Genomic DNA, 23,588 nt, shown 5'->3' on the forward strand with positions numbered 1-23,588 from the left:
CCGCTACTGCGTGCAGGTCGCGATCATCGTGTTGTTGGCCTGCTGGACCAGCACGGCGCCGTTGGCGTCGGTGATCGCGCAGTTGAGCTGACCGGTCACGCTGGTCGCCGTCACCGACTTGAGCTCGACTCCGGGGTTGAGGGTCACGCTCTTGGTCCACGGCAGTGCCACGTTGAACTCGGTCTGCAGGGCGCCCTGCTGATCGGTGTAGACGATGGTGACCAGGTCCAGCAGCGGCCGCGTGCCGGTCACCGTGTACGTGATGGTGCGTGGGCTGGCTTCGGCGGCCGGTGGGGCGGCCGCGGCCGGCGGTGCCGGTTCGGCCGTCGGCTCGGCGGTGGCCCGCGGGCTCGGCGTCACGGTCGTCACCGTCTCGGGCGACATGGCCGGACCGGGCGGCGGAGGTACGGGCTTTGACGTCGCGTCCTGGACCGGGGTGGTGGGCGACTGGCTGGTCGTGGGCGCCGCCGGGGACGTCGTGGTGACCGAAACCGAGCCGCTGTCGCCGCCTCCCAGGATGATCACCGTGCAGATGACCGCCACCAGCAGGATGACGCCCGCGACCGAGGCGACCCACATCCACCGCTTGTCGACAGGCTCGTAGTACTCGTAGATGTCGTCGTCGGCATCGTCGTGGCTGTCACCGGCGTAGGCGTCGTAATCCTCGTAGGCCGCGCTGTCGTCACCGCTGCGGTAGCTGTCGTAACTGCTGCGATAGCGGCTGCGGAAACTGCTGTCCGGATCGTACTGTCCGGGCTGCGGCGAATCGTCACCGAAGCGTTCGGCGGAACTCGTGTCATACGGCGAATAAGGCCTGGTCATGCGGCTTCCCAGTCGTCTCGTCCAATGTCGCTGCTGATGCTATCGAGACGGGTGTGACTGGTGAGGTTCGATGATCAGCGTGTCGGTCACGGTCCGGACTCGGTTCGGTCGCCGAAGATCTCCGTGCACCGCAGGCCGCTCCTCCGGCGTCGTCCGCACGCTTCGCGCACGGCGAACTCGCAATGGCCGACGCTGGCGGCACCGGCGCCACGATGTCCACTAGCCTGCTGAGGGACACGGACAGTAGCGAAAGAAAAGGGGTCCAGCGTGGAGGTCAAGATCGGCGTCACGGACAGTCCGCGGGAGCTGAGCTTCAACAGTGCGCAGACGCCAAGCGAGGTGGAGCAGCAGGTCACGGACGCGCTCAGCAAGGACTCGGGTGTGCTGGCGCTGACCGACGAGAAGGGTCGCCGGTTCCTGGTGCAGAACAGCAAGATCGCCTACGTCGAGATCGGCGCCGCCGATGTGCGCCGTGTCGGCTTCGGCGTCGGGGCCGAGTCCGCCTGAGTGCGGCCGTTCAGACGCGGGTGAGTGGCACGTGTGACAGTCCGCCCCAGGCGAACTGCACCGTGCCCTCCACCGCGGAGTCCTTGTCGATGGGCCGCTCGTTGTTGAGCCAGTAGCGCGCCGAGTCGACGCTGATCGCGACCAGTCCGACCGCGATCATCCGGGCGCGATGCGCCTCCAGGCCGGAATCGCGGCTGATCAAGTCGAACACCGCATCGGTGCACGCTTCTGTGGCCACCTTCACCTGGGCCGCCACCTGCGGCTCGGTGACGTAGTCGTTCTCGAAGATCAGCCGGTAGCCCTGACCGTCGTGCTCGATGAAATCGAAGAACGCCTCCACCGCGGCGCGCAAGCGCTGCCGGTTGTCGGTGGTGGTGCGCAGCGCCTGGCGGACGCCGGACACCAGATTGTCGACGTGGCGCTGCAACACCGCGAGATACAGCTCCAGCTTCGATGAGAAGTGTTGGTAGAGAACCGGTTTACTGACACCGGCGCGTTCGGCGATCTCGTCCATGCCCGCGGCGTGATATCCGCGGTCGACAAAGACCTCGCTGGCGGCTGCCATGAGCTGACCCCGTCGCTCGTCGCGCGGCATGCGGTTTCCCCGTCGACCGGTTGTCCGCTTGTCGGCTCTCCTCTCGGTGTTGGCGACGTCGCTCATGCAGTCCTCAATCTGGATTCCTCTGGCGCGCTTGGTCATGGTCGGCCAAGCTGCTCATCGCACGACAGTACTACCGACGCCGTACTCGTTGCGAAACGTCCGAGGGTTGCGAATTGGTGGCAGCGTGGTCACGGAGCAGACGCACGGGCGTCGTATTCACAGCGGGCTGTGCCATTCTGGATCGGTGACCTACGACCCGGGGCCCCGCGCGGGCAGCCGCGTCCCGGCACTGCGTGACGAATGGCGCGAGCCGCTGCGCGCCCAACGAGATCCGCTCGCGGTCGAGACGGGGCGGCCCCGGGTCAATCGAGACGAACGGGGCCAGTGGCGCAAGCAGACCTGGCTCGGCCGATTCGTCTCCACCTACGGCTGGCGGGCCTACGCGCTGCCGGTGCTCATCGTGCTGACCGTCGTGGTGCTGTACCAGACCGTGACCGGCACCACCAGCGCGCACGGCGGGCACGCCGACGACGGCCCGGTCCAGGGCTCACCCACCATCGACCATGCCGCCACCGCCATCATCGGCGCACCGCCCAAGGGCCTGACCCAGTTCGACGCCAACCTGCCCACGGGCATCCTGCCCGCGGGCGGACAGTTCACCGAGGCCGGCGCCAAGACCTGGCACATCGTGCCCGGCACCACCGAGAAGGTCGGCAAGGGCACCACCAAGTCGTTCACCTACACCGTCGAGGTGGAGGACGGTGTTGACACCACCGCCTTCGGCGGCGACGACGGCTTCGCCCGCATGGTCAGCGAGACCCTGGCCAACCCCAAGAGCTGGACCCACGACGGGATGTTCGGGTTCACCCGCATCGACGCCGCCAGCGGTATCGAGCCGGACTTCCGGGTGTCGCTGACCTCTCCGATCACCGTGCGGGAGGGCTGCGGCTACGACATCCAGCTCGAAGCGTCCTGCTACAACCCGTCCTACGACGGCCAGGCCCGGGTCTTCATCAACGAGGCCCGTTGGGTGCGCGGCGCGGTGCCGTTCCAGGGCGACATCGGGTCCTACCGGCAGTACCTGATCAACCACGAGGTGGGCCACGCCATCGGCTACCAGCGTCACGAGGCGTGCCGCGACGACGGCGCCCTGGCGCCGATCATGATGCAGCAGACCTTCTCGACGGCCAACAACGACGATGCGAAGTTCGACCCCGAGACCGTCAAGGCGGACGGGAAGACCTGCCGGTTCAACCCCTGGCCGTATCCCATCGCCTAGTCCCTGGAGCCGGTCCGGCAGCCGAATAGCGGCTACCGCGGCACGGGAAGCATGTCCGTCGGATTACCGTTGTGCCTACGTACGGTCCATGACTTGAGGAGACATGCGGTGTCCGCGAATTTGGGTGTGACGTTACCGCCGCTGGTTGAACCAGCTGCCGAGCTCACCCGCGAAGAGGTGACGCGCTACAGCCGCCACCTGATCATCCCCGACGTGGGCGTGGTCGGGCAGAAGCGGCTCAAGAACGCCAAGGTGCTGGTGCTTGGCGCAGGCGGGCTCGGTTCACCGACCCTGCTGTACCTGGCCGCCGCCGGGGTGGGAACCATCGGCATCGTGGAGTTCGACGTCGTCGACGAATCGAACCTGCAGCGCCAGATCATCCATGGCCAGGCCGACGTCGGGAAGTCCAAGGCGCTCAGCGCCAAGGAGTCGATCCTCGCGATCAACCCGCTCGTGACGGTCAACCTGCACGAGTTCCGGCTCGAACCCGACAACGCCGTCGAACTGTTCAGCCAGTACGACCTGATCCTCGATGGCACCGACAACTTCGCCACCCGGTATCTGGTCAACGACGCCGCCGCGCTCGCGGGCAAGCCCTACGTCTGGGGTTCGATCTACCGGTTCGAGGGCCAGGTGTCGGTGTTCTGGGAGGACGCTCCCGACGGCCCCGACGGCGAGAAACAGGGCCTCAACTACCGCGACCTGTACCCCGAGCCGCCACCACCGGGAATGGTGCCGTCGTGTGCGGAGGGCGGCGTGCTGGGCATCCTGTGCGCGTCCATCGCCAGCATCATGGGCACCGAGGCCATCAAGCTGATCACCGGAATCGGCGAGCCGTTGCTGGGCAGGCTGATGGTCTACGACGCTCTCGACATGACCTACCGGACCATCCGGATCCGCAAGGACCCGTCGACTCCCAAGATCACCGAGCTCATCGACTACGAGGAGTTCTGCGGCGCGGTCTCCGACGAGGCCACCGCGGCGGCACAGGGCTCGACCATCACCCCGCAGGAACTGCGGGAGCTGCTGGACTCCGGTAAGCCGTTGGCGCTCATCGACGTCCGCGAGCCGGTCGAATGGGAGATCAATCACATTCAGGGCGCCGAGCTGATCCCGAAGCCGACCTTCGAGTCGGGCGATGCCCTCGCCAAGCTCCAGGTGGACCGCACACCCGTTTTGTACTGCAAGACCGGGGTGCGCTCGGCCGAGGTGCTCGCGATCGTCAAACAGGCAGGGTTCTCCGATGCGATGCATCTGCAAGGCGGAATCGTGGCGTGGGCACGCCAGCTCGAACCCGACATGGTGATGTACTGACGGCCAGTTTGCGGGTCAACACCTTAGGCTGAGGTGGTGACTGTCGAGCGGCCGCCGGAACATGTGCTGGCGGCGTTCGGGCTGTCCGGGGTCCGCCCCGTCCCACTGGGTTCGAGTTGGGAGGGTGGTTGGCGCTGCGGCGAAGTCGTGCTGTCCGTGGTCGCCGAGCACGCCCGCGCGGCGTGGTCGGCGAAAGTGCGCGAGACCCTGTTCGTCGACGGTGTTCGGCTGGCCCGCCCGGTGCGTTCCACCGATGGGCGCTACGTGGTGGCCGGCTGGCGCGCCGACACCTTCGTCGCCGGAACCCCCGAGCCCCGTCACGACGAGGTGGTTTCGGCGGCAGTGCGCTTGCACGAGGCAACAGCAACCCTCGAGCGGCCCCGGTTCCTCACGCAACCCCCGGTCGCGCCGTGGGCCGACGTCGATGTGTTCATCGCCGCTGACCGGGCGGCCTGGGAAGAACGGCCGCTGCATTCGCTGCCGACCGGGGCCAGGGTCGCGCCCGGTTCCACCGACGGGCAGCGTTCGGTCGAGCTGATCAACCAGCTGGCCACACTGCGCAAGCCGACCAGGAGTGCCAACCAGCTCGTGCACGGCGATCTCTACGGCACAGTGCTTTTCGCGGGTGCGGCGGCTCCGGGGATCACCGACATCACTCCGTACTGGCGCCCGGCGTCGTGGGCGGCCGGCGTGGTGGTGGTCGACGCGCTGTCATGGGGCGATGCCGACGACGGCCTCATCGAACGCTGGGACACACTGCCCGAGTGGCCGCAGATGTTGTTGCGCGCGTTGATGTTCCGCCTGGCGGTCCACGCCCTGCACCCGCGGTCCACTGCCGCGGCGTTCCCCGGCCTGGCCCGCACCGCCTCCTTGGTGCGCCTGGTCCTGTAACCCGCGGGGGCACCCTTCTCCCGCGAGCAGTCCCCCGCAAGCGGGAGGGGCCCCCAGCGGAGGTACCCCGACACGCCGGCGTTCAAGAACCCAACTGTCTGCTCGCCCTCTAAAACTCGTGGCGGCACTCCCGCAGCGCGATCCGGCCGTCGACCGACAGCACGCCCTCGGCGCGCAGCAGTTCCAGCTGCCGGGTGGTCAAATGGGGCGCGGGCCGGCCCGACGCACGGATCACGCGGTGCCATGGCAGGTCCGACGAATCGGTGCGCATGATCCAGCCGACGATCCGCGGGCTGGAAAGCCCTGCCGCGTCAGCAATGTCGCCATACGTCGACACCCGGCCCGCGGGAATGGCGGCGACCAGCGCGCGGACCGTCTCCACCTGCTCCTCGGTCACCGCCGCCATGGCTAGCCCAGCCGTTCCTGGATCAACGCGGCCGTCTCGGCGGGCCGGGCCTGCGCCACCATGTGATTGCAATCCCAGTCCAGCAGTGTGAAATCGGATCCGAGCCGCTCGGCAAGCGCGTCGATCAGACTGTCCGTGGCATACGGCGGGCTGGTCTTGGTCGCCCGCACGAGCGTGGTCGGTGTCCCGGTGCGCGGCAAGACAACTGGCCGGGCCAACTCGCTCCAGTAGGCCATCATCGCGGGCATACAGATCCGCCAGCCGTATCGGCCGTTGGGCAGTTCGATCAGGTGCTCGTCGAGCTCGCGGTCCAGCTCCGCGGCGTCGACCTCACCCCAGGAACCCTGCACCTTCTCCGCTCGAGCTTCGGCGACGTCGGTGTAGTCCGGCGACGCCATCATGTTCTCGGCGATCTCCCGCATCCACTCACCGTCGAGGCCCACCGCGGGGTCCAGCAACACCAGCCCGGAAACCAGGTCCGGGTAGGTGGCAGCCAGTGTGAGAGCCACTGCGCCTCCGAATGAATGCCCGACCACCAGTGTCGGGCCGTCCAGCAGCGCCGCCAGGGCTTCGACGTTGGCCGCCAGGGTCCACGGCGCCGCCCACGACGACCTGCCATGCCCCAGCAGATCGGGCGCCAGGATCGACACCCCGGGCAGCTGGGAGGCCAGAGTCTGCCAGCGCTGACCGTGCCCGGTCACACCGTGGATCAACAGCAGCTCGGCCGGGGCTGACGGGCCATACCGGAGGACGTTCATATCGGGGGACACCCCCGTGATGGTGCCAGGGTCCGGCGCAGCAGGTTGTGGGACCCCTCGCTCCAATCCGCTCCTCTACTTGTCGGGACCCCTCGCTCCAATCCGCTCCGCTACTTGTCGGGACCCCTCGCTCCAATCCGCTCCGCTACTTGTCGGTGCCCTCTGGTGTCATGCCTTCCATGACTGCACATGTCGAACCGGCACTGGCGGGTACCGAGCTGCTGGCCCCGGGAAGCGCGGGCGTGGTGCGGCTGCTCGGGGGCCCCGGGACCGGCAAGAGTTCGCTGCTGGTCAACACCGCCGTCGACCACATCGCCGCAGGCGCCGATCCGGAATCGGTTCTGCTGCTGACCGGTTCGGCCCGGCTGCGGGCGGCTGCCCGGGCCGCGGTCACCGCGCGGCTGCTGGGAGCGGGGGAGCGGCACGTCGTGCGTGAGCCGCTGGTCCGCACGGTTCACTCGTATGCGTTCGCGGTGTTGCGGTTGGCTGCCCAACGCAACGGTGACCCGCCGCCGCGCCTGATCACCAGTGCCGAACAAGACGGCATCATCCGTGAACTGCTCGCCGGAAATCTGGAGGACGGGCCCAACTCGGGTGTCTCCTGGCCCGAACAGCTGTGGCCGGCGTTGAGCACCGCGGGTTTCGCCAGTGAACTTCGCGACCTGATGGCGCGCTGCACCGAGCGTGGTGTGGATCCGCTTGCGCTGCAACGGCTCGGCCGCTCGGCGCGGCGTCCCGAGTGGCTGGCCGCCGGGCAGTTCGCGCAGGCCTACGAGCAGATCATGCTGCTGCGCTCCGCGGTGGGCATGGCCGCTCCGCAGGCCACCGTGCCCGCGCTGGGTGCAGCCGAACTGGTCGGTGCCGCGTTGGAAGCTCTCGGCACCGACGCCGACCTGCTGGCCGCCGAACGCGCTCGGATCAGCTTGCTATTGGTCGACGATGCCCAGCACCTCGACCCGCAGGCCGCCCTGTTGGTGCGCGTGCTGGCGGCCGGCGCCGGGTTGACCGTGATCGCCGGCGACCCCGACCAGGCGGTGTTCGGCTACCGCGGCGCCGATCCGGTGTTGTTGCGCGACCCGGGCGATGCCGACGACGCGACCATCGTCCTGACCGATTCGCACCGGTGCGCCCCGGCGATCGCGACCGCCATCGCCGGGATCGGACGACGGCTGCCCGGCGTCAGCCCGACCCGCGAGATGCTCGGCGGCGCCACAACCGAGGGCACCGTCACCATGCGGCTCGCCGCATCCACCCACGCCGAATCGACGCTGATCGCCGACGCGTTGCGACGTGCCCACCTCGTCGACGGCGTGCCATGGTCGCAGATGGCCGTGATCGTCCGCTCGGTGCCGCGGGCCGGGACGGCATTGGCCCGAGCCCTCACCAGCGCCGGGGTGCCGGTCGAGTCCGTCGGCGACGTGCCGCCCGTGGCCCAGCAGTCTGCCGTCGCCGCCCTGCTCACCGTGCTCGACGCCGCCGCCACCGGCCGCCTGACCGGCGACAGCGCACTCACCCTGCTCACCGGGCCGATCGGGCGCGTCGACCCGGTCAGCCTGCGCCAGCTGCGGCGCGCCCTGCGTCGCGCCGACGGTTCGGCACCACCACGCGAATTCGGTGATCTCGTCGTCGCGGCCGTGGACACCGAACCCCGAGGGCTGCCGGTTGACCAGCTGCGCCCGCTGCGGCGGCTGCGTGCGGTGCTGACCGCAGCTCACCAGAGTGTGGCCGCCGGAGCCGATCCGCGGCACACGCTGTGGGACGTGTGGCTTGCGTGCGGGCTGCAGCGCCGGTGGCTGACGGCCAGTGAGCGCGGCGGAACCCTCGGCGCGCAGGCCGATCGCGACCTCGACGCGGTGACGACGCTGTTCGACATCGCCGATCAATACGTCAACCGGACGGCGGGCGCGTCGCTGCGCGGTCTCATTGATCACGTCACGGCGCTCGGGGCGCCGGCCGCCCCCACCGATCCGCGTCGACAGCCCGACGCCGTCGCCGTGCTCAGCGCCCACGCCGCGCTGGGCCGCGAATGGGAGTTCGTTGTCATCGCCGGCGTGCAGGAAGGGTTGTGGCCCAACACCGTTCCCCGCGGCGGAGTGCTCGGAACCCAGCACCTGGTGGATGTGCTCGACGGTGTCTCAACGCCGGCCGACGCCGCGGTGTCGACCCGTGCGCCGCTGCTGGCCGAGGAACGCCGGCTGCTGATGGCCGCGATGGGCCGGGCCCGCACCCGGCTGCTGGTGACCGCGGTGGACAGCGACGCCGGTGACGGTTCGCTGCTGCCCTCGCCGTTCTGCACGGAGCTGGCGGCCCTGGCCACCGACGCGCCGGTGCTGCCACCGCTGGAAGCGCCGCGGGTGCTCGTCCCCTCGGCGCTGGTCGGTCGGCTGCGCGCGGTGGTGTGTGCCCCCGAAGGCGCGGTCGACGAAGAATCCCGGACCTGTGCGGCAACGCAATTGGCCCGGCTGGCCCAGGCAGGGGTGTCCGGGGCCGACCCGGCAGACTGGTACGCCATGACCCCGCTGTCGACCGACGAGCCGTTGTGGTCCGGTACCGATCAGGTGGTGACGCTGTCGCCCTCGACGCTGCAGATGCTCGCCGACTGCCCACTGCGCTGGCTGTTGGAACGCCATGGCGGCGGCACGGGGCGCGACGTGCGCTCGACCGTCGGATCGCTGTTGCACGCCCTGGCCGCCGAATCGGGGCGCACCGAGAGTCAACTCGTCAACGAGCTCGAAAAGGTTTGGGATGGGCTGCCTTTCGAGGCGAAGTGGTATTCGGACAACGAGCTGGACCGGCACCGCGCGATGTTGGAGACGTTCACCCGGTGGCGCGCCGACACGCGGTGTCAGCTCACCGAGGTGGGCACCGAGGTCGACGTCGAGGGCGTGATCCGGCCCGAGTCGGGGGATGACGCGCCCGCCGTGCGGGTACGGGGCCGGCTGGACCGGCTGGAGCGTGACGAGGCCGGTCGTCTGGTGGTCGTCGACCTCAAGACCGGCAAGAGTCCGGTGACCAAAGAGAACGCGCAGCGCCACGCCCAGCTGGCCATGTACCAGTTGGCCGTTGCCGCAGGCCTGTTGACGGACGGGGCCGACGGTGATCCGGATGAGCCCGGCGGAGGGCGGCTGGTCTATCTCGGCAAGGCCGGCGCAGCCGGTGCCACCGTGCGCGAACAGGATCCGATGACACCGCAGACCCGCGCCGATTGGCTGACGGCGGTCGGTGACGCGGCGGCTGCCGCCGCAGGACCGCAATTCCTGGCCAGAGTCAACGACGGCTGCTCGAACTGCCCGGTGCGTTCGGCCTGCCCGACACAGGCGCCACGGTCATGACGGCCGTGACAGCCCGCTACAGCCCGGCTGAATTGTCCTCCGCGCTGGGCCTTTTCCCGCCGACGGACGAGCAGGCAGCGGTGATCGCGGCTCCTCCGGGTCCACTGGTGGTGATCGCGGGCGCGGGGGCGGGGAAGACCGAGACCATGGCGGCCCGGGTGGTGTGGCTGGTGGCCAATGGCTATGCCACACCGTCACAGGTGCTCGGGCTGACCTTCACCCGTAAGGCCGCCGGGCAGCTGTTGCGCCGGGTCCGCACCCGGCTGGCCCGGCTGGCCGGTGCGGGTCTCGCGCCGTCCCTGGGCACCGACGAAGCCGCCACCGTCAGCACCTACCACGCATTCGCGGGCACGCTGCTGCGCGAGCACGGACTGTTGCTGCCCGTCGAACCGGACACCCGGCTGCTGAGCGAAACCGAACTGTGGCAGTTGGCCTTTGACGTGGTGTGCGCACACCCGGGCCGGCTCGACACCGACAAGACCCCGGCCGCGGTCACCGCGATGGTGCTGCGTCTGTCCGGGGCACTTGCCGAGCATCTCGTCGACACCGATCAGCTGCGCGACACCCACACCGAACTCGAGCGGCTGGTTCACACTCTTCCGGCCGGGCCGTATCAGCGTGACCGCGGGCCGAGCCAATGGCTGCTGCGCATGTTGGCCACTCAGACCGAACGCACCGAGCTGGTACCGCTGATCGACGCGCTGCACCGCCGGCTGCGCACTGACAAGGTGATGGACTTCGGCATGCAGATGGCCGCCGCAGCGCGGCTGGCGGCCGGTTTCCCGCAGGTCGGCGAGCAGTTGCGGCAACGCTTCCGCGTCGTGCTGCTCGACGAGTACCAGGACACCGGGCATTCCCAGCGAGTTGCGTTGTCGGCGTTGTTCGGTCGTGGTGCCGACGACGGGCTGGCCCTGACGGCCGTCGGGGATCCCATCCAGTCCATCTACGGCTGGCGGGGTGCCTCGGCTACCAATCTGCCCCGGTTCACCACCGATTTCCCGTTGGCAGACGGCACTCCGGCGCCGAGCCTGGAGTTGCGGACCAGCTGGCGTAATCCGCCAAGCACCCTGCACGTCGCCAATGCCATCTCGGCTGAGGCGCGGCGCCGTTCGGTTTCGGTGCGTGAACTGCTGCCCCGCCCCGGCGCCGAACCGGGAACCATCCGCTGTGCATTGCTGACCGACGTTGCGGCCGAACGGGATTGGGTGGCCGATCAGATCGCCGACAGGTACCACGGCGCGCGGCAGGGCGGCGCAGCGGCACCGACGGCCGCGGTTCTTGTGCGGCGCAATGCCGATGCCGCGCCGATGGCTGAAGCGCTGGAGGCCCGCGGGGTCCCGGTCGAAGTGGTCGGGGTGGCCGGGCTGCTGGCAGTGCCCGAGGTGGCCGATCTGGTGGCGATGTTGCGGCTGGTCGCCGACCCCACCGCCGGGCCCGCGGTCATGCGGATCCTCACGGGGCCGCGGTGGCGGTTCGGTGCCAACGACCTCGCGGCGTTGTGGCGCCGGGCAGTCGAGCTGGACGACCGTCCGCACGGGGAGCCCGGTCCGGCCGACATCGTCGCGGCGGCCGCCCCCGACGCCGACGCCGCGTGCCTGGCCGACGCCATCTGCGATCCCGGTGCTGCCGAGAACTATTCGGCCGCGGGTTACCAGCGGATCGTGGCGCTGGGCCGGGAACTGACGATGCTGCGGGCGCATCTGAGCCACCCGCTGCCCGAACTGGTTGCCGAGGTCCGGCGGGTGGCAGGCCTGGACGCCGAGGCGCGCGCGGCTCGGCCCGTGACCGCGGGCTGGACCGGCACCGAACACCTCGACACGTTCTGCGATCTGGTGGCCGATTACGCGAGCCGCTCGGCTACCGATTACGCCGGCCGTCCCGGCTCCGTGGTCGAGGGACTACTGGCCTACCTCGACGCCGCTGCGGTGGTCGAAAACGGGCTTGCACCTGCCGAATTGGCGGTTTCACCGGACCGCGTGCAGATCCTCACCGTGCACGCGGCCAAGGGCCTGGAATGGCAGGTGGTCGCGGTGCCGCATCTGAGTGCGCGGGTGTTCCCCTCGACCGCGTCGGCGCGCACCTGGCTGACCGACGCCGCGGATCTGCCGCCGCTGCTGCGCGGCGACCGCGCCACGATGTCCGAGATCGGTGTGCCGGTGCTGGACACCTCGGATGTCAACGATCGAAAGATCTTGTCGGACAAGATCGCCGACCACAAGAACAAGCTCGAGCAGCGGCGGGTCGATGAGGAACGCCGGTTGCTCTACGTGGCCGTCACCCGTGCCGAGGACACCTTGCTGATCTCGGGGCATCACTGGGGTGCCACCGAGAGCAAGCCGCGCGGCCCGTCGGACTTCCTGTGTGAGATCAAGGCGATCCTGGAGGACGCGGCGGCCCAGGGACACCCGTGCGGCGAGATCGACCAGTGGGCGCCCGAGCCGGCCCCCGGCGAGCAGAATCCCCTGCGGGACAAGGCAGTCGAAGCCATCTGGCCCGCCGAGGCCGGTCCAGGTGACGACGTACGCCGCGGCGCCGAGCTGATCGGCCGGGCACTGGCCGGCGAGCTCGACGCCGGGTCTGACACCGACGGCTGGGCCGCCGACGTGGACGCGCTGCTGGCCGAACGGGACCGCGAGCCCCAGTCAGCGCCTGCTGAACTGCCCGGGCAGGTGTCGGTCAGCACGCTCGTGGAACTCAGCCGCGACCCCCGAGCCGCGCTGCAACGGCTGCATCGCAGGCTCCCGCAGCGTCCGGACCCACACGCCCTGCTGGGCACCGCATTCCACGAGTGGGTGCAGCGGTTCTTCCACGCCGAGCGATTGTTCGACCTGGACGATCTGCCCGGCGCGGTGGACAGTGAAGTGGGCCGTGGCTGCGCCGAGGAACTCGCCGAGCTGCAGGACGCGTTCGTGATGTCGCCGTGGGCGGCCCGCACGCCGATCGACGTGGAAGTGCCGTTCGACATGGTCATCGGCAAGACGGTTGTGCGCGGTCGCATCGACGCCGTGTTCGCCGACACCGACGGGACCACCACGGTCGTGGACTGGAAGACCGGCGAGCCGCCGGATACCCCGGACGCCAAGCAGCAGGCCGCGATCCAGCTCGCGGTGTATCGGCTGGCTTGGGCGGCGCTGCGCGGCTGCCCACCGGAAGCGGTGAGCGCGGCCTTCCACTACGTACGGTCGGGGCGCACGGTCAGACCGGAAACCCTGCCCGGCGCCGAGGAACTGGCTGCGCTGCTGGCCGATCCGGCGGCAGCGCCGGAGCAGGACTAGCCCTTGTTGGCCGAGGTGAGATGCGCGATCTCTTTGCTCCACACCGACTGGGCCCCGGCATCACCGATGCGATAGACCTGCACCATCGAGGCGACGCCGACCAGGATCGCCACCACGGCGACGATGGCGTTGTACAACACCCGGCGGTTGCTGTCGCGCCGCTCGGCGTACCGCAGCGCCACCAGGGCCAGAGCGACCACCAGCAAGGCCACCGAGAAATAGATCATGGTGTCGCCCAGCTCGGCATGTTCCTGCAGGATGGCGTCCGGGCTGCGGCGCAGGTCGTACAGCCAGTTGCCGGCCTGGATCGTGATGGGCGTCAAAATCGTTGTGATGACGGCCAGAACAAGGGTGACCCAGACCAGCTGGCCCCTGCGGGCGCCCGCCCACAGCGCGCAGATGATTTCCAGCACCGCGGTCAGAGGGGCGAGGATGACGATGGCGTGTACGAACAACACGTGCGCGGGCAGGCCGTTGATGACTGTCATGGGACTCCTTGGCTGATGGGAGGTGTCGAGCTCAGGTGATCGCGGCTCCGACCAGATGGCCGATCGCATAGGTGATCGCCAACGCCAGGCCGCCACCGATCACGTTGCGCAGCACCGCACGACCCTTGGGTGCGCCGCCCAGGCCGGCCGACACCGCGCCGGTGAGCATCAAGGCCAGCAGCACCGCAATTACGGTGACCGGGATACGCCACGTGGTCGGCGGCAGCAGGATCGCGAGCAACGGCAACAGCGCGCCGACGGTGAACGACAGCGCCGAGGACAGCGCCGCTTCCCACGGATTGGTCAGTTCGTCCGGGTCGATACCCAGTTCCACTTCGGCGTGCGCGGCGAAGGCATCGTGCTCGGTGAGCTCCTCGGCCACGGTGCGTGCCGTCGCCGGCGAGAGCCCTTTGGCTTCGTAGAGGCCGGCGAGTTCGTCCAATTCGGCTGCGGGGTCTGCTCTTAGCTCGCGGCGTTCCTTGTGCAGTAGTGCCTGTTCGGTGTCGCGCTGCGTGCTCACCGAGACGTATTCACCCAGCGCCATCGACACCGCGCCCGCGGCCAGGCCTGCGATGCCCGCGGTCAAGATCGGCCCGCGTTCCACTGTGGCGGCGGCCACACCGACGACGATGCCTGCGGTGGAGACGATTCCGTCATTGGCGCCCAGCACACCGGCGCGCAGCCAATTCAGCTTCGATGACACCGATCCCACGTGAGGTTCGGCCGGGTGGGCGGGACTCGACACGGCTGCGACGATATACACCGAAACTGTGAGCTGCCAGCAACGATAGGCTTGCCAAACTCCCGGCGGTGGCTAGGAGTTGCGATACACCTTCAGCGCCGTGGTGACCATCGGTACCTGGAGTGGCAGGCGGGCGATCGCCAGGATCCGCATGGGCCACGGCTTGTCCCACCACAGCCGGACCATGTTGAGGTTGCCCGGGAACACCGCAACGAACAGCGCCACCGCGGCAAGGGCGCCGAGCCGCCGGGTGCGCGGGGCGGCGAGTAGCGCGCCGGTCGCCAACTCGCCGACACCTGATGCGTAGGTGTAGAAGCGGGGCGTGCCGGGCAGCTCCGCCGGGATGATCGTGTCGAACGGTTTGGGGGCGACGAAATGCAATGTGCCCATGCCGAGCAGCATGACGGCGAGTCGCCGGGCGGTGCGTGCGGCGGCGGTTCGCTGAGGTGTGGCCGTGGTCATGGTTTCATTGTGGCGTGCGTCCGCTCCGATCGATCCCGGCATGACCGGTACTCGTGGCTAAAGGCAGACTGCGGCGCAGGCTCGCCGCCATTGACGAGAACCTGACCTCGCGGCCGGATGCCGCGCTTGTCGACGTGCTGCGGATCCCGGAGCCATTCGTCAGCCCGGGCCGCAGGATCGCGATGCGCGTGGTGTACGCGTTGACCGCCCTGATGGCGGCGGTGCTCATCGTCTACGCCGATCGGTACGGCTACCGCGACGTCGACAGTGTTCCGGATCCGAACCATCCGCTGTCGTTCCTGGATTGCCTGTACTACGCCACGGTGTCGCTGTCGACGACGGGCTACGGCGACATCACGCCCTATACGGATTCGGCGCGTCTGGTCAACGTCCTGGTCATCACGCCGCTGCGGGTGGCATTCCTGATCGTTCTCATCGGTACCACCGTTGAGACCCTGACCACCCAGTCCCGGCAGGCGCTGAAGATCCAGCGATGGAGGAGCAGAGTGCGTAACCACACCGTCGTCATCGGATACGGCACCAAGGGCCGCACGGCCGTGGCGGCCATGGTGGGTGACGAGGTTGCCCCGGCCGACATCGTCGTCGTCGACGAGAACGCCACTGCGTTGGAGCGCGCGAAGAGCGCCGGGCTGGTGACCGTCCACGGTGACGCCACCAAGTCCGACATCCTGCGGCTGGCCAGTGCGCATCACGCCAAATCGATTGTCGTCGCGACCGACAACGACGCCAGCGCGGTGCTGGTGACGCTCACCGCGCGGGAGCTGGCGCCCAACGCCAAGATCATCGCGGCCGCGCGGGAAGCCGAGAACCAGCATCTGCTGCGGCAATCCGGTGCGGATTCGACCGTGGTGTCCGCGGAGACCGCAGGCCGGCTGCTGGGCATCGCCACGCAGACCCCCAGCGTGGTGGAGATGGTCGAGGATCTGCTGACGCCCGACGCGGGCTTCGCGATCGCCGAGCGGGAAGTCGAACCGAAGGAAGAGGGCGGCTCGCCGCGGCACTTGCACGACATCGTGCTCGGTGTGGTGCGTGGCGGCCGGCTCGTGCGGGTGGACGACCCCGAGGTGGACGCGTTGGAGTCCGGTGACCGGCTGCTGTACATCCGCAGCGCGGACGTCGAGCGGTGACCGGGGGCGAGCGCAGCGACGGGCGGAAGACGACGAGCTTCGCACTGCGCAACGTGCCTCTGCTGTCCCGGGTCGGGGCCGACCGCGCCGACATGGTGCGCACCGACATCGACGCCGCGATCGCCGGTTGGGCCGATGCCCTGCTGCTACGGGTCGACCGCCGCAACCAGGTGCTGATCTCGCAGGGCAAGGTGGTGCTCGGCAAGGCCTCGTCGATCGGGGACAAACCCCCGGAGAACGCCGTGTTCCTCGGGCGTCTGTATGACGGCAGGCACGTGTGGGCGGTGCGCGGCGCACTCGAGGCACCCGAGGATCCCGATGCCGAAACCGAGGTGCTGGATCTCCGCCGCGCCGGTTCGGTGTTCGACGACACCAGCGCGCAGCTGGTGGCCACCGCGACGGCGCTGCTGAACTGGCACGACCAGGCCAGGTTCAGCGCGATCGACGGCGCGGCGACCAAGGCGGTCAAGGCCGGCTGGGCGCGCGTCAACGCCGCGAACGGTCACGAGGAATACCCCCGCATCGACCCCGCGGTGATCTGCCTCGTGCACGACGGTCACGACCGTGCGGTGCTGGCCCGGCAGGCGGTGTGGCCCGAGCGGCTGTTCTCGATCCTGGCCGGATTCGTCGAAGCGGGGGAATCCTTCGAGAGCTGTGTGGTGCGCGAGATCGCCGAGGAGATCGGGCTGACCGTCACCAACGTGCAGTACCTGGGCAGCCAGCCCTGGCCGTTCCCGCGGTCGCTGATGGTCGGCTTCCACGCGATCGGCGACCCGGAGCAGCCGTTCGCGTTCACCGACGGCGAGATCGCCGAGGCCGCCTGGTTCACCCGCGCGGAGATCCGGCACGCGCTGGAGCACGGCGACTGGAGTTCGGTCGATTCGTCGTCGCGGTTGCTGCTGCCGGGTTCGATCTCCATCGCGCGCGAGATCATCGAATCCTGGGCCGCGCTCGACTGACGTTTCCCGGCGAGCAGACGCGCGGGTACCGGAAACGCGGCGTGTCGCGGACCGGAGCGTCTGCTCGCGAGGAAAACGGACGGAACTAGCTCAGCTTGGCTTTGACCTGCTTGACGCTGGGGTTGGTCAGCGTCGACCCGTCGGCGAACTTCACCGTCGGCACCACATGGTTGCCGCCGTTGACCGAACCGACGAACTCCGCCGCGGCGGGGTCGCCCTCGATGTCGACCTCGGTCCAGCTGATGCCTTCGGCGCGCAGCGCTGTCTTCAGGCGCCGGCAGTAGCCGCACCAGCTGGTCGTGTACATGATCAGACCGGGGGACGTAGCAGTCATAGTCCACACAACGTAGCCGAACCGCCGCGGCATACCCGCAGTGACGCGGGTCTCTCGGTCGCGCCGCCCTCGGCGGTAAGTTGCAAACCGCATGGGACGGAGTGGAACATGACCAGGCTGGTGCCGACGGTGGCAGACGACCCGCACGGGCTCGACGACTTGCGGTTGCAGGTCCGGCAGTTCGTCGCCGAACAGCAGCAGGCCGGCCGTATCGGACGGTCTGCCGACTGCTGGTTGACGGGCTGGGACGAGGGCTTCACCCGGGCGCTGGCCGCCAGGGGCTGGCTCGGGATGACGGTTCCCGTCGAATACGGCGGGCACGGCCGCAGCCATCAGGAACGGTTCGTGGTCACCGAGGAGTTGTTGGCCGCAGGCGCACCCGTCGGCGCTCACTGGATCGCCGACCGCCAGATCGTGCCGTCACTGCTCAAGTACGGCAGCGAGGCACAGAAGCGAAAGTTCTTGCCCGCCATCGCCAAAGGCGAGTGTTACTTCGCGATCGGGATGAGTGAACCGGACTCGGGCTCGGACCTGGCCAGCGTCCGGACCAAGGCCGAACCCGTCGACGGTGGTTGGCGCATCACGGGAGCCAAGGTGTGGACGTCGGGCGCCCATCTCGCGCACGCCTTCATCTGCCTGGCCCGTACCGCCCCGTCCGACCCGGCACATCGGCATGACGGCCTGAGTCAGTTCATCGTCGATCTGCGCGCACCCGGCGTCGACATCCGGCCCATCATCTCGATGAACGGCAAGCACCACTTCAACGAGGTCATCCTCGACGGGGTGTTCGTGCCGGACGGCCCCGACGGCATGGTGTTCGGGACCATCGGCGAAGGCTGGCAACAGGTGACCTCTGAGCTGAGCTTCGAACGCAGTGGCCCCGAACGGTTTCTGTCCACCTTCACACTCTTGGCCGACGTCGCCGGGCACATGAGCGCTGGAACGCTGCCCCGGCACACCGATCTCGGTCGGTACGTCGCGCGCATCGCCGGGCTGCATCAGATGTCCATGGCCGTCGCGGGGGCGCTGCAACGCCATGAACCGGCCGACACCGCGGCCGCGGTCGTCAAGGTGCTGGGCACCACCACCGAGGGTGATATCGCCGACTTCGCCGATGTGCTCGGCATTCCCGACGGGATGGATGACGAGCCATACCGCACGATGCTCGCCGATGCCGTGGTGCAGCGTCCCGGCTTCACCTTGCGCGGCGGCACAAACGAGGTGCTGCGCGGTGTCATCGCGCGCGGATTGGGGCTGCGGTGAGCGTCGATCCCGATCTGGCCGAGATGATGTCGGCGGTGTTCGCCGCGCACCGCGAGCGTCACGCACCCACCGAGGGGCTCGACGAATTGTGGTCGCAGCTCGGCGAATTGGGCCTCGTGCGGCTCACCGGGGCTGAGACGTCCGGGGGGAGCGGCGCAAGCTGGGCCGAGGCGGCCGAACTGCTGCGCGCTGCGGCCTGGCACGCCGTGAGTGTGCCTGTGGCAGAACATGATCTGCTCGCCTGCTGGCTGCTGGAGGCCGCCGGGCTCGAGGTGGGCGACGCGAGGCGCACCGCCGCGCTGCTCGATGAGTCCGGCGCCGCGTGGGCGGTGCCGTGGGCCGCGACCGCGGAGCGCATCGTCGTCATCTGGCCCGACCGCGCCGCGTTCCGAGTAGCCGACGTCGACGTGACGTCCGTACGCCTGACCGCGGGTCGCAACGGCGCGGGCGAACCGCGCGACGCCGTCGTCGTCGACACCGGCGCGCTGACCGGGACGCCGGTGCCCGCCTCCGTCGTCGCGCAGTGGCGCCGGCGTGCCGCCCTCGTCCGCGCCATCCAGGTGTGCGCCGTACTCGACCGCATCCTGACGCTGACGGTGACGCACGCCCGCGAACGTATCCAGTTCGGCAGGCCGCTGGCGAAATTCCAGGCGGTGCAACATCTTGTGGCAGATATCGCCGCCGACGCGGCCCTGGCCCGTGCGGCCACCGATGCGGCGCTGGCCGAGGCGATGCGCACGGACTGGGCCTCCTCGCGTGCGGGCCAGCTGGATTTCCTTGTCGCCGTGGCGCGTTCGTGTGCGGGGCATGCCACGTCCGTGGTGGTCCGCAACGCCCACCAGGTGCACGGCGCCATCGGCACCACCCGCGAGCACCGCCTGCACGAGTTCACCGCCCGAGCGCTGGCCTGGCGTTCGGAGTACGGCTCGGTGCAGTCCTGGGACGACGCGCTGACCGAGCACGCCACCACGGCCGGGGCCGACGGATTGTGGGCATTGATCACCGCAACAGATTCGAGGACATGACATGCCGGAGACCTTGACGCGCCACATCGTCGATTGGGCACCCGAACCGGTCGAATCGTCGGATCCGTTGATCCCGCAGCGCGCGACGGACCTGTCAGCCACGCTCGACCTCGACGAAGCGTTCGCCACCGGGTCCGCGCTTCCGCCGCTGTGGCAGTGGATCTACTTCGCGGAATGGCCGCGGACGGCCGAACTCGGGGCCGACGGGCATCCCCGCGACGGGCATTTCCTGCCGCCGATCCCGAACCGCAGGCGCATGTTCGCCGGGGGCCGGATGACGATCAGCTCGCCGTTGGTGCTCGGGGAACCCGCCGTGCGTCGCTCCGAGATCGCCGGGACCGCCGTCAAACAGGGCAGCGCCGGTGAACTGCTGTTCGTGACGGTGCGCAGCACCTACCGCCAGGGCGAGACGGTGCGGCTCGTCGAGGAGCAGGACCTGGTGTACCGCAGCGACGACGGGCACTCGACGACCTTCACCAAGGCCACCGAACCGCTTGCCGCGCAAACGACTCCGTGGTCGGCAGCACCGACGCCCAACCCCGCGTTGCTGTTCCGCTTCAGTGCACTGACCGCCAACGCCCACCGCATCCACTACGACGAGCCGTACACCACCGGTGTCGAGGGCTATCCCGGGCTGGTCGTGCATGGTCCGCTCTTAGCGATCTACATGGCCGAGCTGGTGCGGGCGCACGATCCGCAGCATCGCGTCGGACGCTTCGATTTCCGGCTGCGGCGTCCGGTGTTTCTCGGTGACCGGATCCGGGTGCAGGGCGAGCCGGCCGACGGCACGGTGGACCTGAGCGTGGTGTCCGGATCCGGTGCCGCCCACGCCACCGCGACCGCGACGTTTGTATAACTGATCCGCGCTGGTCACGGCCCCGACATGCGCCGCGCCGGGGACCGGATCGGCGACCGTGTCACCGGGGGCTGCCATCATGGAGCCCATGTCGTCGCAGGCCCCCGTCGCAGCCCTGGACGATCTCGACGATGAGCAGCGCGAGGCGGTGCTCGCCGCCCGCGGCCCGGTATGTGTGCTGGCCGGTGCGGGTACGGGCAAGACCCGAACCATCACCCGCCGGATCGCGCATCTGGTCGCGGCCGGGCACGTCGCGGCCAGCCAGGTGCTCGCGGTGACGTTCACCGCACGTGCCGCGGGGGAGATGCGGGGCCGGTTGCGGGCGCTGGGCAACGAGTCCGGTGTGCCCACCGGCGCCGTGCAGGCGGTGACCTTCCACGCGGCCGCCCGTCGGCAGCTGCAGTACTTCTGGCCCAGGCTGGTGGGCACCACCGGCTGGGAGCTGCTCGACAGCAAGTTCTCCGTGGTGGCCCAGGCCGCCAGCCGCTCGGGCATGCAGACCAGCACCGACGACGTGCGCGACCTCGCCGGTGAAATCGAGTGGGCGAAGGCATCTTTGATCACGCCCGAGGCCTATCCCGCAGCCGTGGCACAGGTCGGCCGGGACATCCCGTTCGACGCGGCGAAGGTCGCAGCGGTCTACGCGGGCTATGAGTCGCTCAAGGCCCGCCGCGACGACACCACGCTGCTGGACTTCGATGATCTGCTGCTGCACACGGCCGCGGCCATCGAGAACGACGCCGCCGTCGCGCAGGAGTTCCGCGACCGCTACCGCTGCTTCGTCGTCGACGAATACCAGGACGTCACACCCCTGCAACAACGGGTGCTCGACGCGTGGCTCGGCGATCGCGACGATCTCACCGTCGTCGGTGACGCCAACCAGACCATCTACTCGTTCACCGGCGCGACCCCACGGTATCTGCTCGACTTCTCAAGGCGGTTTCCCGACGCCGCGGTGGTGCGCCTGGAACGCGACTATCGCTCCACGCCGCAGGTCGTGTCGCTGGCCAACCGGGTGATCGCCGCTGCGCGTGGCCGCATGGCGGGCAGCAAGCTGCATCTGGTGGGCCAGCGCGACCCCGGGCCGGAACCGACCTTCTCCGAACACCCCGACGAGGTCGCCGAGGCGACTGCGGTGGCCCGCTCCATCAAGAAGCTCATCGAATCGGGTACGGCCCCAGCCGAAATCGCGGTGCTGTACCGGATCAACGCGCAGTCCGAGGTCTACGAGGAGGCGCTGACCGAGGCGGGCATCGCTTTCCAGGTGCGCGGCGGGGAGGGTTTCTTCAGCCGTCAGGAGATTCGCCAGGCGCTGGTGGCGTTGCAGCGCAGTGCCGAGCGCGGCGCCGAGACCGACGATCTGGCCGCCGCGGTGCGGGAACTGCTCGAGCCGCTGGGGCTGACGGCCGAACCACCCGCGGGCACCCGGGCGCGCGAACGCTGGGAAGCGCTCGGCGCGCTGGCCGAACTGGTCGACGAGGAGGTCGCGTTACGTCCCGACCTCGACCTGCGGGCCCTGGTCGCCGAACTGCGCCAACGCGCCGACGCCCGGCACCCGCCGGTCGTGCAGGGCGTGACGCTGGCCTCGCTGCATGCGGCCAAGGGGCTGGAATGGGATGCGGTGTTCCTGGTCGGGCTGGCCGACGGCACCCTGCCCATCTCGCATGCGCTGACCCACGGTCCGGACAGTGAGCCGGTCGAAGAGGAACGCCGGCTGCTCTATGTCGGGGTGACGCGGGCGCGCGTGCATCTGGCGCTGAGCTGGGCGCTGGCACGCACTCCGGGCGGGCGGCAGGGGCGACGGCCGTCGCGCTTCCTCAACGGCATCGCGCCTGCGCTCTCGGGTGCCAAGGCTGCCGCCCCGGACCGCAATCGCCGCCAGCGTGGCCCAACCCCACGTTGCCGCGTGTGCAACGCGACGCTCACCACGTCCGCTGCGATCATGCTGCGGCGCTGTGAAACCTGTCCGGCGAACCTCGACGAGGACCTGCTGGCCGAGCTCAAAGAGTGGCGGCTGCGCGTCTCCAAGGAGATGAAGGTGCCCGCCTATGTCGTGTTCACCGACAACACGCTGATCGCCATCGCCGAGACCCAACCCACCGATGACGCGGCGCTGGTGGCTATTCCCGGGATCGGTGCGCGCAAGCTCGAGCAGTACGGCGCCGATGTGGTGGCATTGGTCAAAGGCCGCCAGAAATCGTAAAAATCATGCCAAAACCGCAGGTAGAAAATAGGTTGTGCGATTTGACTGCTAGGCTTTAGTCTCAAGATCAACAACTCTGACGGCGAGATGGAAGGAGGGTGCCCGAAATGATCAGCAACATCAAACTCAGCGGTGTCGTGGTCGCAGGCATGCCCTCGTCCTTCCGCGCTGGCTATGTCTTCAGCGCCCCTGCCGGGCAACCCGTAGCTGCCCGTGCCGCTGTGGCCGCTGCCGCCCGTGCTGGGTTGGCGGCCGCTGCTGGCGTTGGTGCGGTCGCCGTTGCTGCAGCCCCCGCCGGGCGGCATCTGCTCATTGCCAATGCTGTGTGGCCGCCCGTCGCAGGATTTGCCCCGCAGCACAAGCGCCGCACCGCCGCCACGCCCCGCGTGTCCGTGGATTGGAGCCCCACCTAGGTAGAGCTCTCACCACCGCCGAATGGCCACGGACCCGCAGTCAAACCGGATCCGTGGCCATATTTGTCGGTACCCCCGAGAAATCTGGTCGCAGATCCATCGACAGACAGATAGATCGCCGAAACAACGACCAGGAAGCAGGGGATATGTACATGTCCATTGCGATGAACGCTCCGGGGATGAGCTTCACGCCGGTGACATGCGAGAAGCGACTGCCGGCGGTGCCGTGCCACATCGAGGACCCGGATCTGTGGTTCGCGGAGAGCCCCGTCGACCTCGAGCGCGCCAAGGCGCTGTGCGCGGATTGCCCGATCCGCACCGAGTGCCTGGCTGCCGCCTTGGAGAGGCAGGAGCCGTGGGGTGTGTGGGGCGGCGAGATCCTCGACCGCGGCAGCATCGTGGCCCGGAAGAGGCCGCGTGGCCGTCCGCGTAAGGACGCCGGGAGCAATCCGGCCGCGGCGTGATGCCGCGGCCGGATTTCCCGCCACACGTCCGCTATTCGTGCTGGAG

At 69.1% G+C, this 23,588-nt stretch carries 22 protein-coding genes; 14 read left to right on the forward strand and 8 right to left on the reverse strand.

Annotation, left to right across the window (positions count from 1 at the left end):
- Positions 1 to 3: 3 nt before the first annotated feature.
- Positions 4 to 822, reverse strand: coding sequence for an MmpS family transport accessory protein (locus tag RMCB_RS30025; RefSeq protein WP_062831647.1), 819 nt, complete (start codon positions 820 to 822; stop codon positions 4 to 6).
- A gap of 267 nt (positions 823 to 1,089) precedes the next feature.
- Here RMCB_RS30025 and RMCB_RS30030 point away from each other — a divergent pair, with 267 nt between their 5' ends.
- Complete coding sequence (locus RMCB_RS30030; protein WP_029373584.1) at positions 1,090 to 1,329, forward strand: DUF3107 domain-containing protein; 240 nt, start codon at positions 1,090 to 1,092, stop codon at positions 1,327 to 1,329.
- A gap of 10 nt (positions 1,330 to 1,339) precedes the next feature.
- Here RMCB_RS30030 and RMCB_RS30035 read toward each other — a convergent pair whose 3' ends face one another.
- Entirely contained in the window at positions 1,340 to 1,990 is a 651-nt protein-coding gene (locus tag RMCB_RS30035; protein ID WP_029373583.1) for an HTH-type transcriptional activator FasR, read from the reverse strand.
- Positions 1,991 to 2,174: 184 nt separating this feature from the next.
- Between RMCB_RS30035 and RMCB_RS30040 the strand changes: the two genes are divergently transcribed.
- From RMCB_RS30040 to RMCB_RS30050, 3 genes are all read left to right on the forward strand, one after another.
- On the forward strand, positions 2,175 to 3,209 hold the full coding sequence (locus RMCB_RS30040; RefSeq protein ID WP_029373582.1) for a DUF3152 domain-containing protein: 1,035 nt from the start codon (positions 2,175 to 2,177) through the stop codon (positions 3,207 to 3,209).
- Between the two features lie 120 nt (positions 3,210 to 3,329).
- Positions 3,330 to 4,523, forward strand: a complete 1,194-nt coding sequence (gene moeZ / locus RMCB_RS30045) for an adenylyltransferase/sulfurtransferase MoeZ (RefSeq protein ID WP_029373581.1) — start codon at positions 3,330 to 3,332, stop codon at positions 4,521 to 4,523.
- 36 nt (positions 4,524 to 4,559) lie between these two features.
- The gene (locus RMCB_RS30050; RefSeq protein WP_029373580.1) at positions 4,560 to 5,414 is read left to right on the forward strand and encodes a TIGR02569 family protein; all 855 of its coding nucleotides are present in this window, start codon (positions 4,560 to 4,562) and stop codon (positions 5,412 to 5,414) included.
- Positions 5,415 to 5,523: 109 nt separating this feature from the next.
- Here RMCB_RS30050 and RMCB_RS30055 read toward each other — a convergent pair whose 3' ends face one another.
- On the reverse strand, positions 5,524 to 5,820 hold the full coding sequence (locus tag RMCB_RS30055; protein WP_029373579.1) for an MGMT family protein: 297 nt from the start codon (positions 5,818 to 5,820) through the stop codon (positions 5,524 to 5,526).
- A gap of 2 nt (positions 5,821 to 5,822) precedes the next feature.
- Positions 5,823 to 6,578, reverse strand: coding sequence for an alpha/beta fold hydrolase (locus RMCB_RS30060; RefSeq protein WP_276063722.1), 756 nt, complete (start codon positions 6,576 to 6,578; stop codon positions 5,823 to 5,825).
- Between the two features lie 179 nt (positions 6,579 to 6,757).
- Between RMCB_RS30060 and RMCB_RS30065 the strand changes: the two genes are divergently transcribed.
- Complete coding sequence (locus RMCB_RS30065) at positions 6,758 to 9,910, forward strand: ATP-dependent helicase (RefSeq protein ID WP_109784466.1); 3,153 nt, start codon at positions 6,758 to 6,760, stop codon at positions 9,908 to 9,910.
- Between the two features lie 5 nt (positions 9,911 to 9,915).
- The gene (locus RMCB_RS30070) at positions 9,916 to 13,185 is read left to right on the forward strand and encodes an ATP-dependent helicase (protein WP_062831693.1); all 3,270 of its coding nucleotides are present in this window, start codon (positions 9,916 to 9,918) and stop codon (positions 13,183 to 13,185) included.
- Here the strand turns inward: RMCB_RS30070 and RMCB_RS30075 are convergent.
- The 3 genes from RMCB_RS30075 to RMCB_RS30085 form a co-directional block, all read right to left on the reverse strand.
- Entirely contained in the window at positions 13,182 to 13,673 is a 492-nt protein-coding gene (locus tag RMCB_RS30075) for a DUF2231 domain-containing protein (protein WP_062831650.1), read from the reverse strand. The two genes, RMCB_RS30070 and RMCB_RS30075, sit on opposite strands and share 4 nt — an antisense overlap.
- A 31-nt stretch (positions 13,674 to 13,704) precedes the next feature.
- Positions 13,705 to 14,418 (reverse strand): VIT1/CCC1 transporter family protein, encoded by a 714-nt coding sequence (locus RMCB_RS30080; protein ID WP_062831694.1) that lies wholly within the window; start codon positions 14,416 to 14,418, stop codon positions 13,705 to 13,707.
- Positions 14,419 to 14,487: 69 nt separating this feature from the next.
- Entirely contained in the window at positions 14,488 to 14,877 is a 390-nt protein-coding gene (locus RMCB_RS30085; protein WP_029373573.1) for a DoxX family protein, read from the reverse strand.
- 53 nt (positions 14,878 to 14,930) lie between these two features.
- Between RMCB_RS30085 and RMCB_RS30090 the strand changes: the two genes are divergently transcribed.
- Both RMCB_RS30090 and nudC read left to right on the forward strand, forming a co-directional pair.
- Positions 14,931 to 16,025 carry a potassium channel family protein gene (locus RMCB_RS30090; protein ID WP_029373572.1) on the forward strand — a complete coding sequence of 365 codons (1,095 nt, stop codon included), beginning with the start codon at positions 14,931 to 14,933 and terminating at the stop codon, positions 16,023 to 16,025.
- A gap of 92 nt (positions 16,026 to 16,117) precedes the next feature.
- Entirely contained in the window at positions 16,118 to 16,984 is an 867-nt protein-coding gene (gene nudC, locus RMCB_RS30095) for an NAD(+) diphosphatase (RefSeq protein ID WP_072278579.1), read from the forward strand.
- Between the two features lie 85 nt (positions 16,985 to 17,069).
- Here nudC and RMCB_RS30100 read toward each other — a convergent pair whose 3' ends face one another.
- On the reverse strand, positions 17,070 to 17,318 hold the full coding sequence (locus RMCB_RS30100; RefSeq protein ID WP_062831652.1) for a mycoredoxin: 249 nt from the start codon (positions 17,316 to 17,318) through the stop codon (positions 17,070 to 17,072).
- A 108-nt stretch (positions 17,319 to 17,426) separates the two neighbouring features.
- Here RMCB_RS30100 and RMCB_RS30105 point away from each other — a divergent pair, with 108 nt between their 5' ends.
- The 6 genes from RMCB_RS30105 (at position 17,427) to RMCB_RS30130 (ending at position 23,542) form a co-directional block, all read left to right on the forward strand.
- The gene (locus RMCB_RS30105) at positions 17,427 to 18,581 is read left to right on the forward strand and encodes an acyl-CoA dehydrogenase family protein (protein WP_062831653.1); all 1,155 of its coding nucleotides are present in this window, start codon (positions 17,427 to 17,429) and stop codon (positions 18,579 to 18,581) included.
- The gene (locus tag RMCB_RS30110) at positions 18,566 to 19,606 is read left to right on the forward strand and encodes an acyl-CoA dehydrogenase family protein (protein ID WP_407662156.1); all 1,041 of its coding nucleotides are present in this window, start codon (positions 18,566 to 18,568) and stop codon (positions 19,604 to 19,606) included. The genes RMCB_RS30105 and RMCB_RS30110 overlap by 16 nt, the downstream gene beginning before the upstream one ends.
- Position 19,607: 1 nt before the next feature.
- Positions 19,608 to 20,462 carry an HTD2 family dehydratase gene (locus RMCB_RS30115; protein WP_062831654.1) on the forward strand — a complete coding sequence of 285 codons (855 nt, stop codon included), beginning with the start codon at positions 19,608 to 19,610 and terminating at the stop codon, positions 20,460 to 20,462.
- A gap of 88 nt (positions 20,463 to 20,550) precedes the next feature.
- Positions 20,551 to 22,665 (forward strand): ATP-dependent DNA helicase UvrD2, encoded by a 2,115-nt coding sequence (locus RMCB_RS30120; protein ID WP_062831696.1) that lies wholly within the window; start codon positions 20,551 to 20,553, stop codon positions 22,663 to 22,665.
- A 107-nt stretch (positions 22,666 to 22,772) separates the two neighbouring features.
- On the forward strand, positions 22,773 to 23,078 hold the full coding sequence (locus RMCB_RS30125; RefSeq protein WP_234792287.1) for a hypothetical protein: 306 nt from the start codon (positions 22,773 to 22,775) through the stop codon (positions 23,076 to 23,078).
- Between the two features lie 146 nt (positions 23,079 to 23,224).
- Positions 23,225 to 23,542 (forward strand): WhiB family transcriptional regulator, encoded by a 318-nt coding sequence (locus RMCB_RS30130; RefSeq protein ID WP_036426048.1) that lies wholly within the window; start codon positions 23,225 to 23,227, stop codon positions 23,540 to 23,542.
- Positions 23,543 to 23,588: the final 46 nt, after the last annotated feature.

It is taken from the genome of Mycolicibacterium brisbanense (assembly GCF_001570425.1).
Lineage (GTDB): Bacteria > Actinomycetota > Actinomycetes > Mycobacteriales > Mycobacteriaceae > Mycobacterium > Mycobacterium brisbanense.

What these genes read in the sequence shown, in the direction of transcription:
- RMCB_RS30025 (WP_062831647.1), bottom strand. Translation starts at nt 822, where the DNA reads ATGACCAGGCCTTATTCGCCGTATGACACGAGTTCCGCCGAACGCTTC.
- RMCB_RS30035 (WP_029373583.1), bottom strand. Translation starts at nt 1,990, where the DNA reads ATGAGCGACGTCGCCAACACCGAGAGGAGAGCCGACAAGCGGACAACC.
- RMCB_RS30055 (WP_029373579.1), bottom strand. Translation starts at nt 5,820, where the DNA reads ATGGCGGCGGTGACCGAGGAGCAGGTGGAGACGGTCCGCGCGCTGGTC.
- RMCB_RS30060 (WP_276063722.1), bottom strand. Translation starts at nt 6,578, where the DNA reads ATGAACGTCCTCCGGTATGGCCCGTCAGCCCCGGCCGAGCTGCTGTTG.
- RMCB_RS30065 (WP_109784466.1), top strand. Translation starts at nt 6,758, where the DNA reads ATGACTGCACATGTCGAACCGGCACTGGCGGGTACCGAGCTGCTGGCC.
- RMCB_RS30075 (WP_062831650.1), bottom strand. Translation starts at nt 13,673, where the DNA reads ATGACAGTCATCAACGGCCTGCCCGCGCACGTGTTGTTCGTACACGCC.
- RMCB_RS30085 (WP_029373573.1), bottom strand. Translation starts at nt 14,877, where the DNA reads ATGACCACGGCCACACCTCAGCGAACCGCCGCCGCACGCACCGCCCGG.
- nudC (WP_072278579.1), top strand. Translation starts at nt 16,118, where the DNA reads ATGGTGCGCACCGACATCGACGCCGCGATCGCCGGTTGGGCCGATGCC.
- RMCB_RS30100 (WP_062831652.1), bottom strand. Translation starts at nt 17,318, where the DNA reads ATGACTGCTACGTCCCCCGGTCTGATCATGTACACGACCAGCTGGTGC.
- RMCB_RS30105 (WP_062831653.1), top strand. Translation starts at nt 17,427, where the DNA reads ATGACCAGGCTGGTGCCGACGGTGGCAGACGACCCGCACGGGCTCGAC.
- RMCB_RS30115 (WP_062831654.1), top strand. Translation starts at nt 19,608, where the DNA reads ATGCCGGAGACCTTGACGCGCCACATCGTCGATTGGGCACCCGAACCG.
- RMCB_RS30120 (WP_062831696.1), top strand. Translation starts at nt 20,551, where the DNA reads ATGTCGTCGCAGGCCCCCGTCGCAGCCCTGGACGATCTCGACGATGAG.
- RMCB_RS30125 (WP_234792287.1), top strand. Translation starts at nt 22,773, where the DNA reads ATGATCAGCAACATCAAACTCAGCGGTGTCGTGGTCGCAGGCATGCCC.
- RMCB_RS30130 (WP_036426048.1), top strand. Translation starts at nt 23,225, where the DNA reads ATGTACATGTCCATTGCGATGAACGCTCCGGGGATGAGCTTCACGCCG.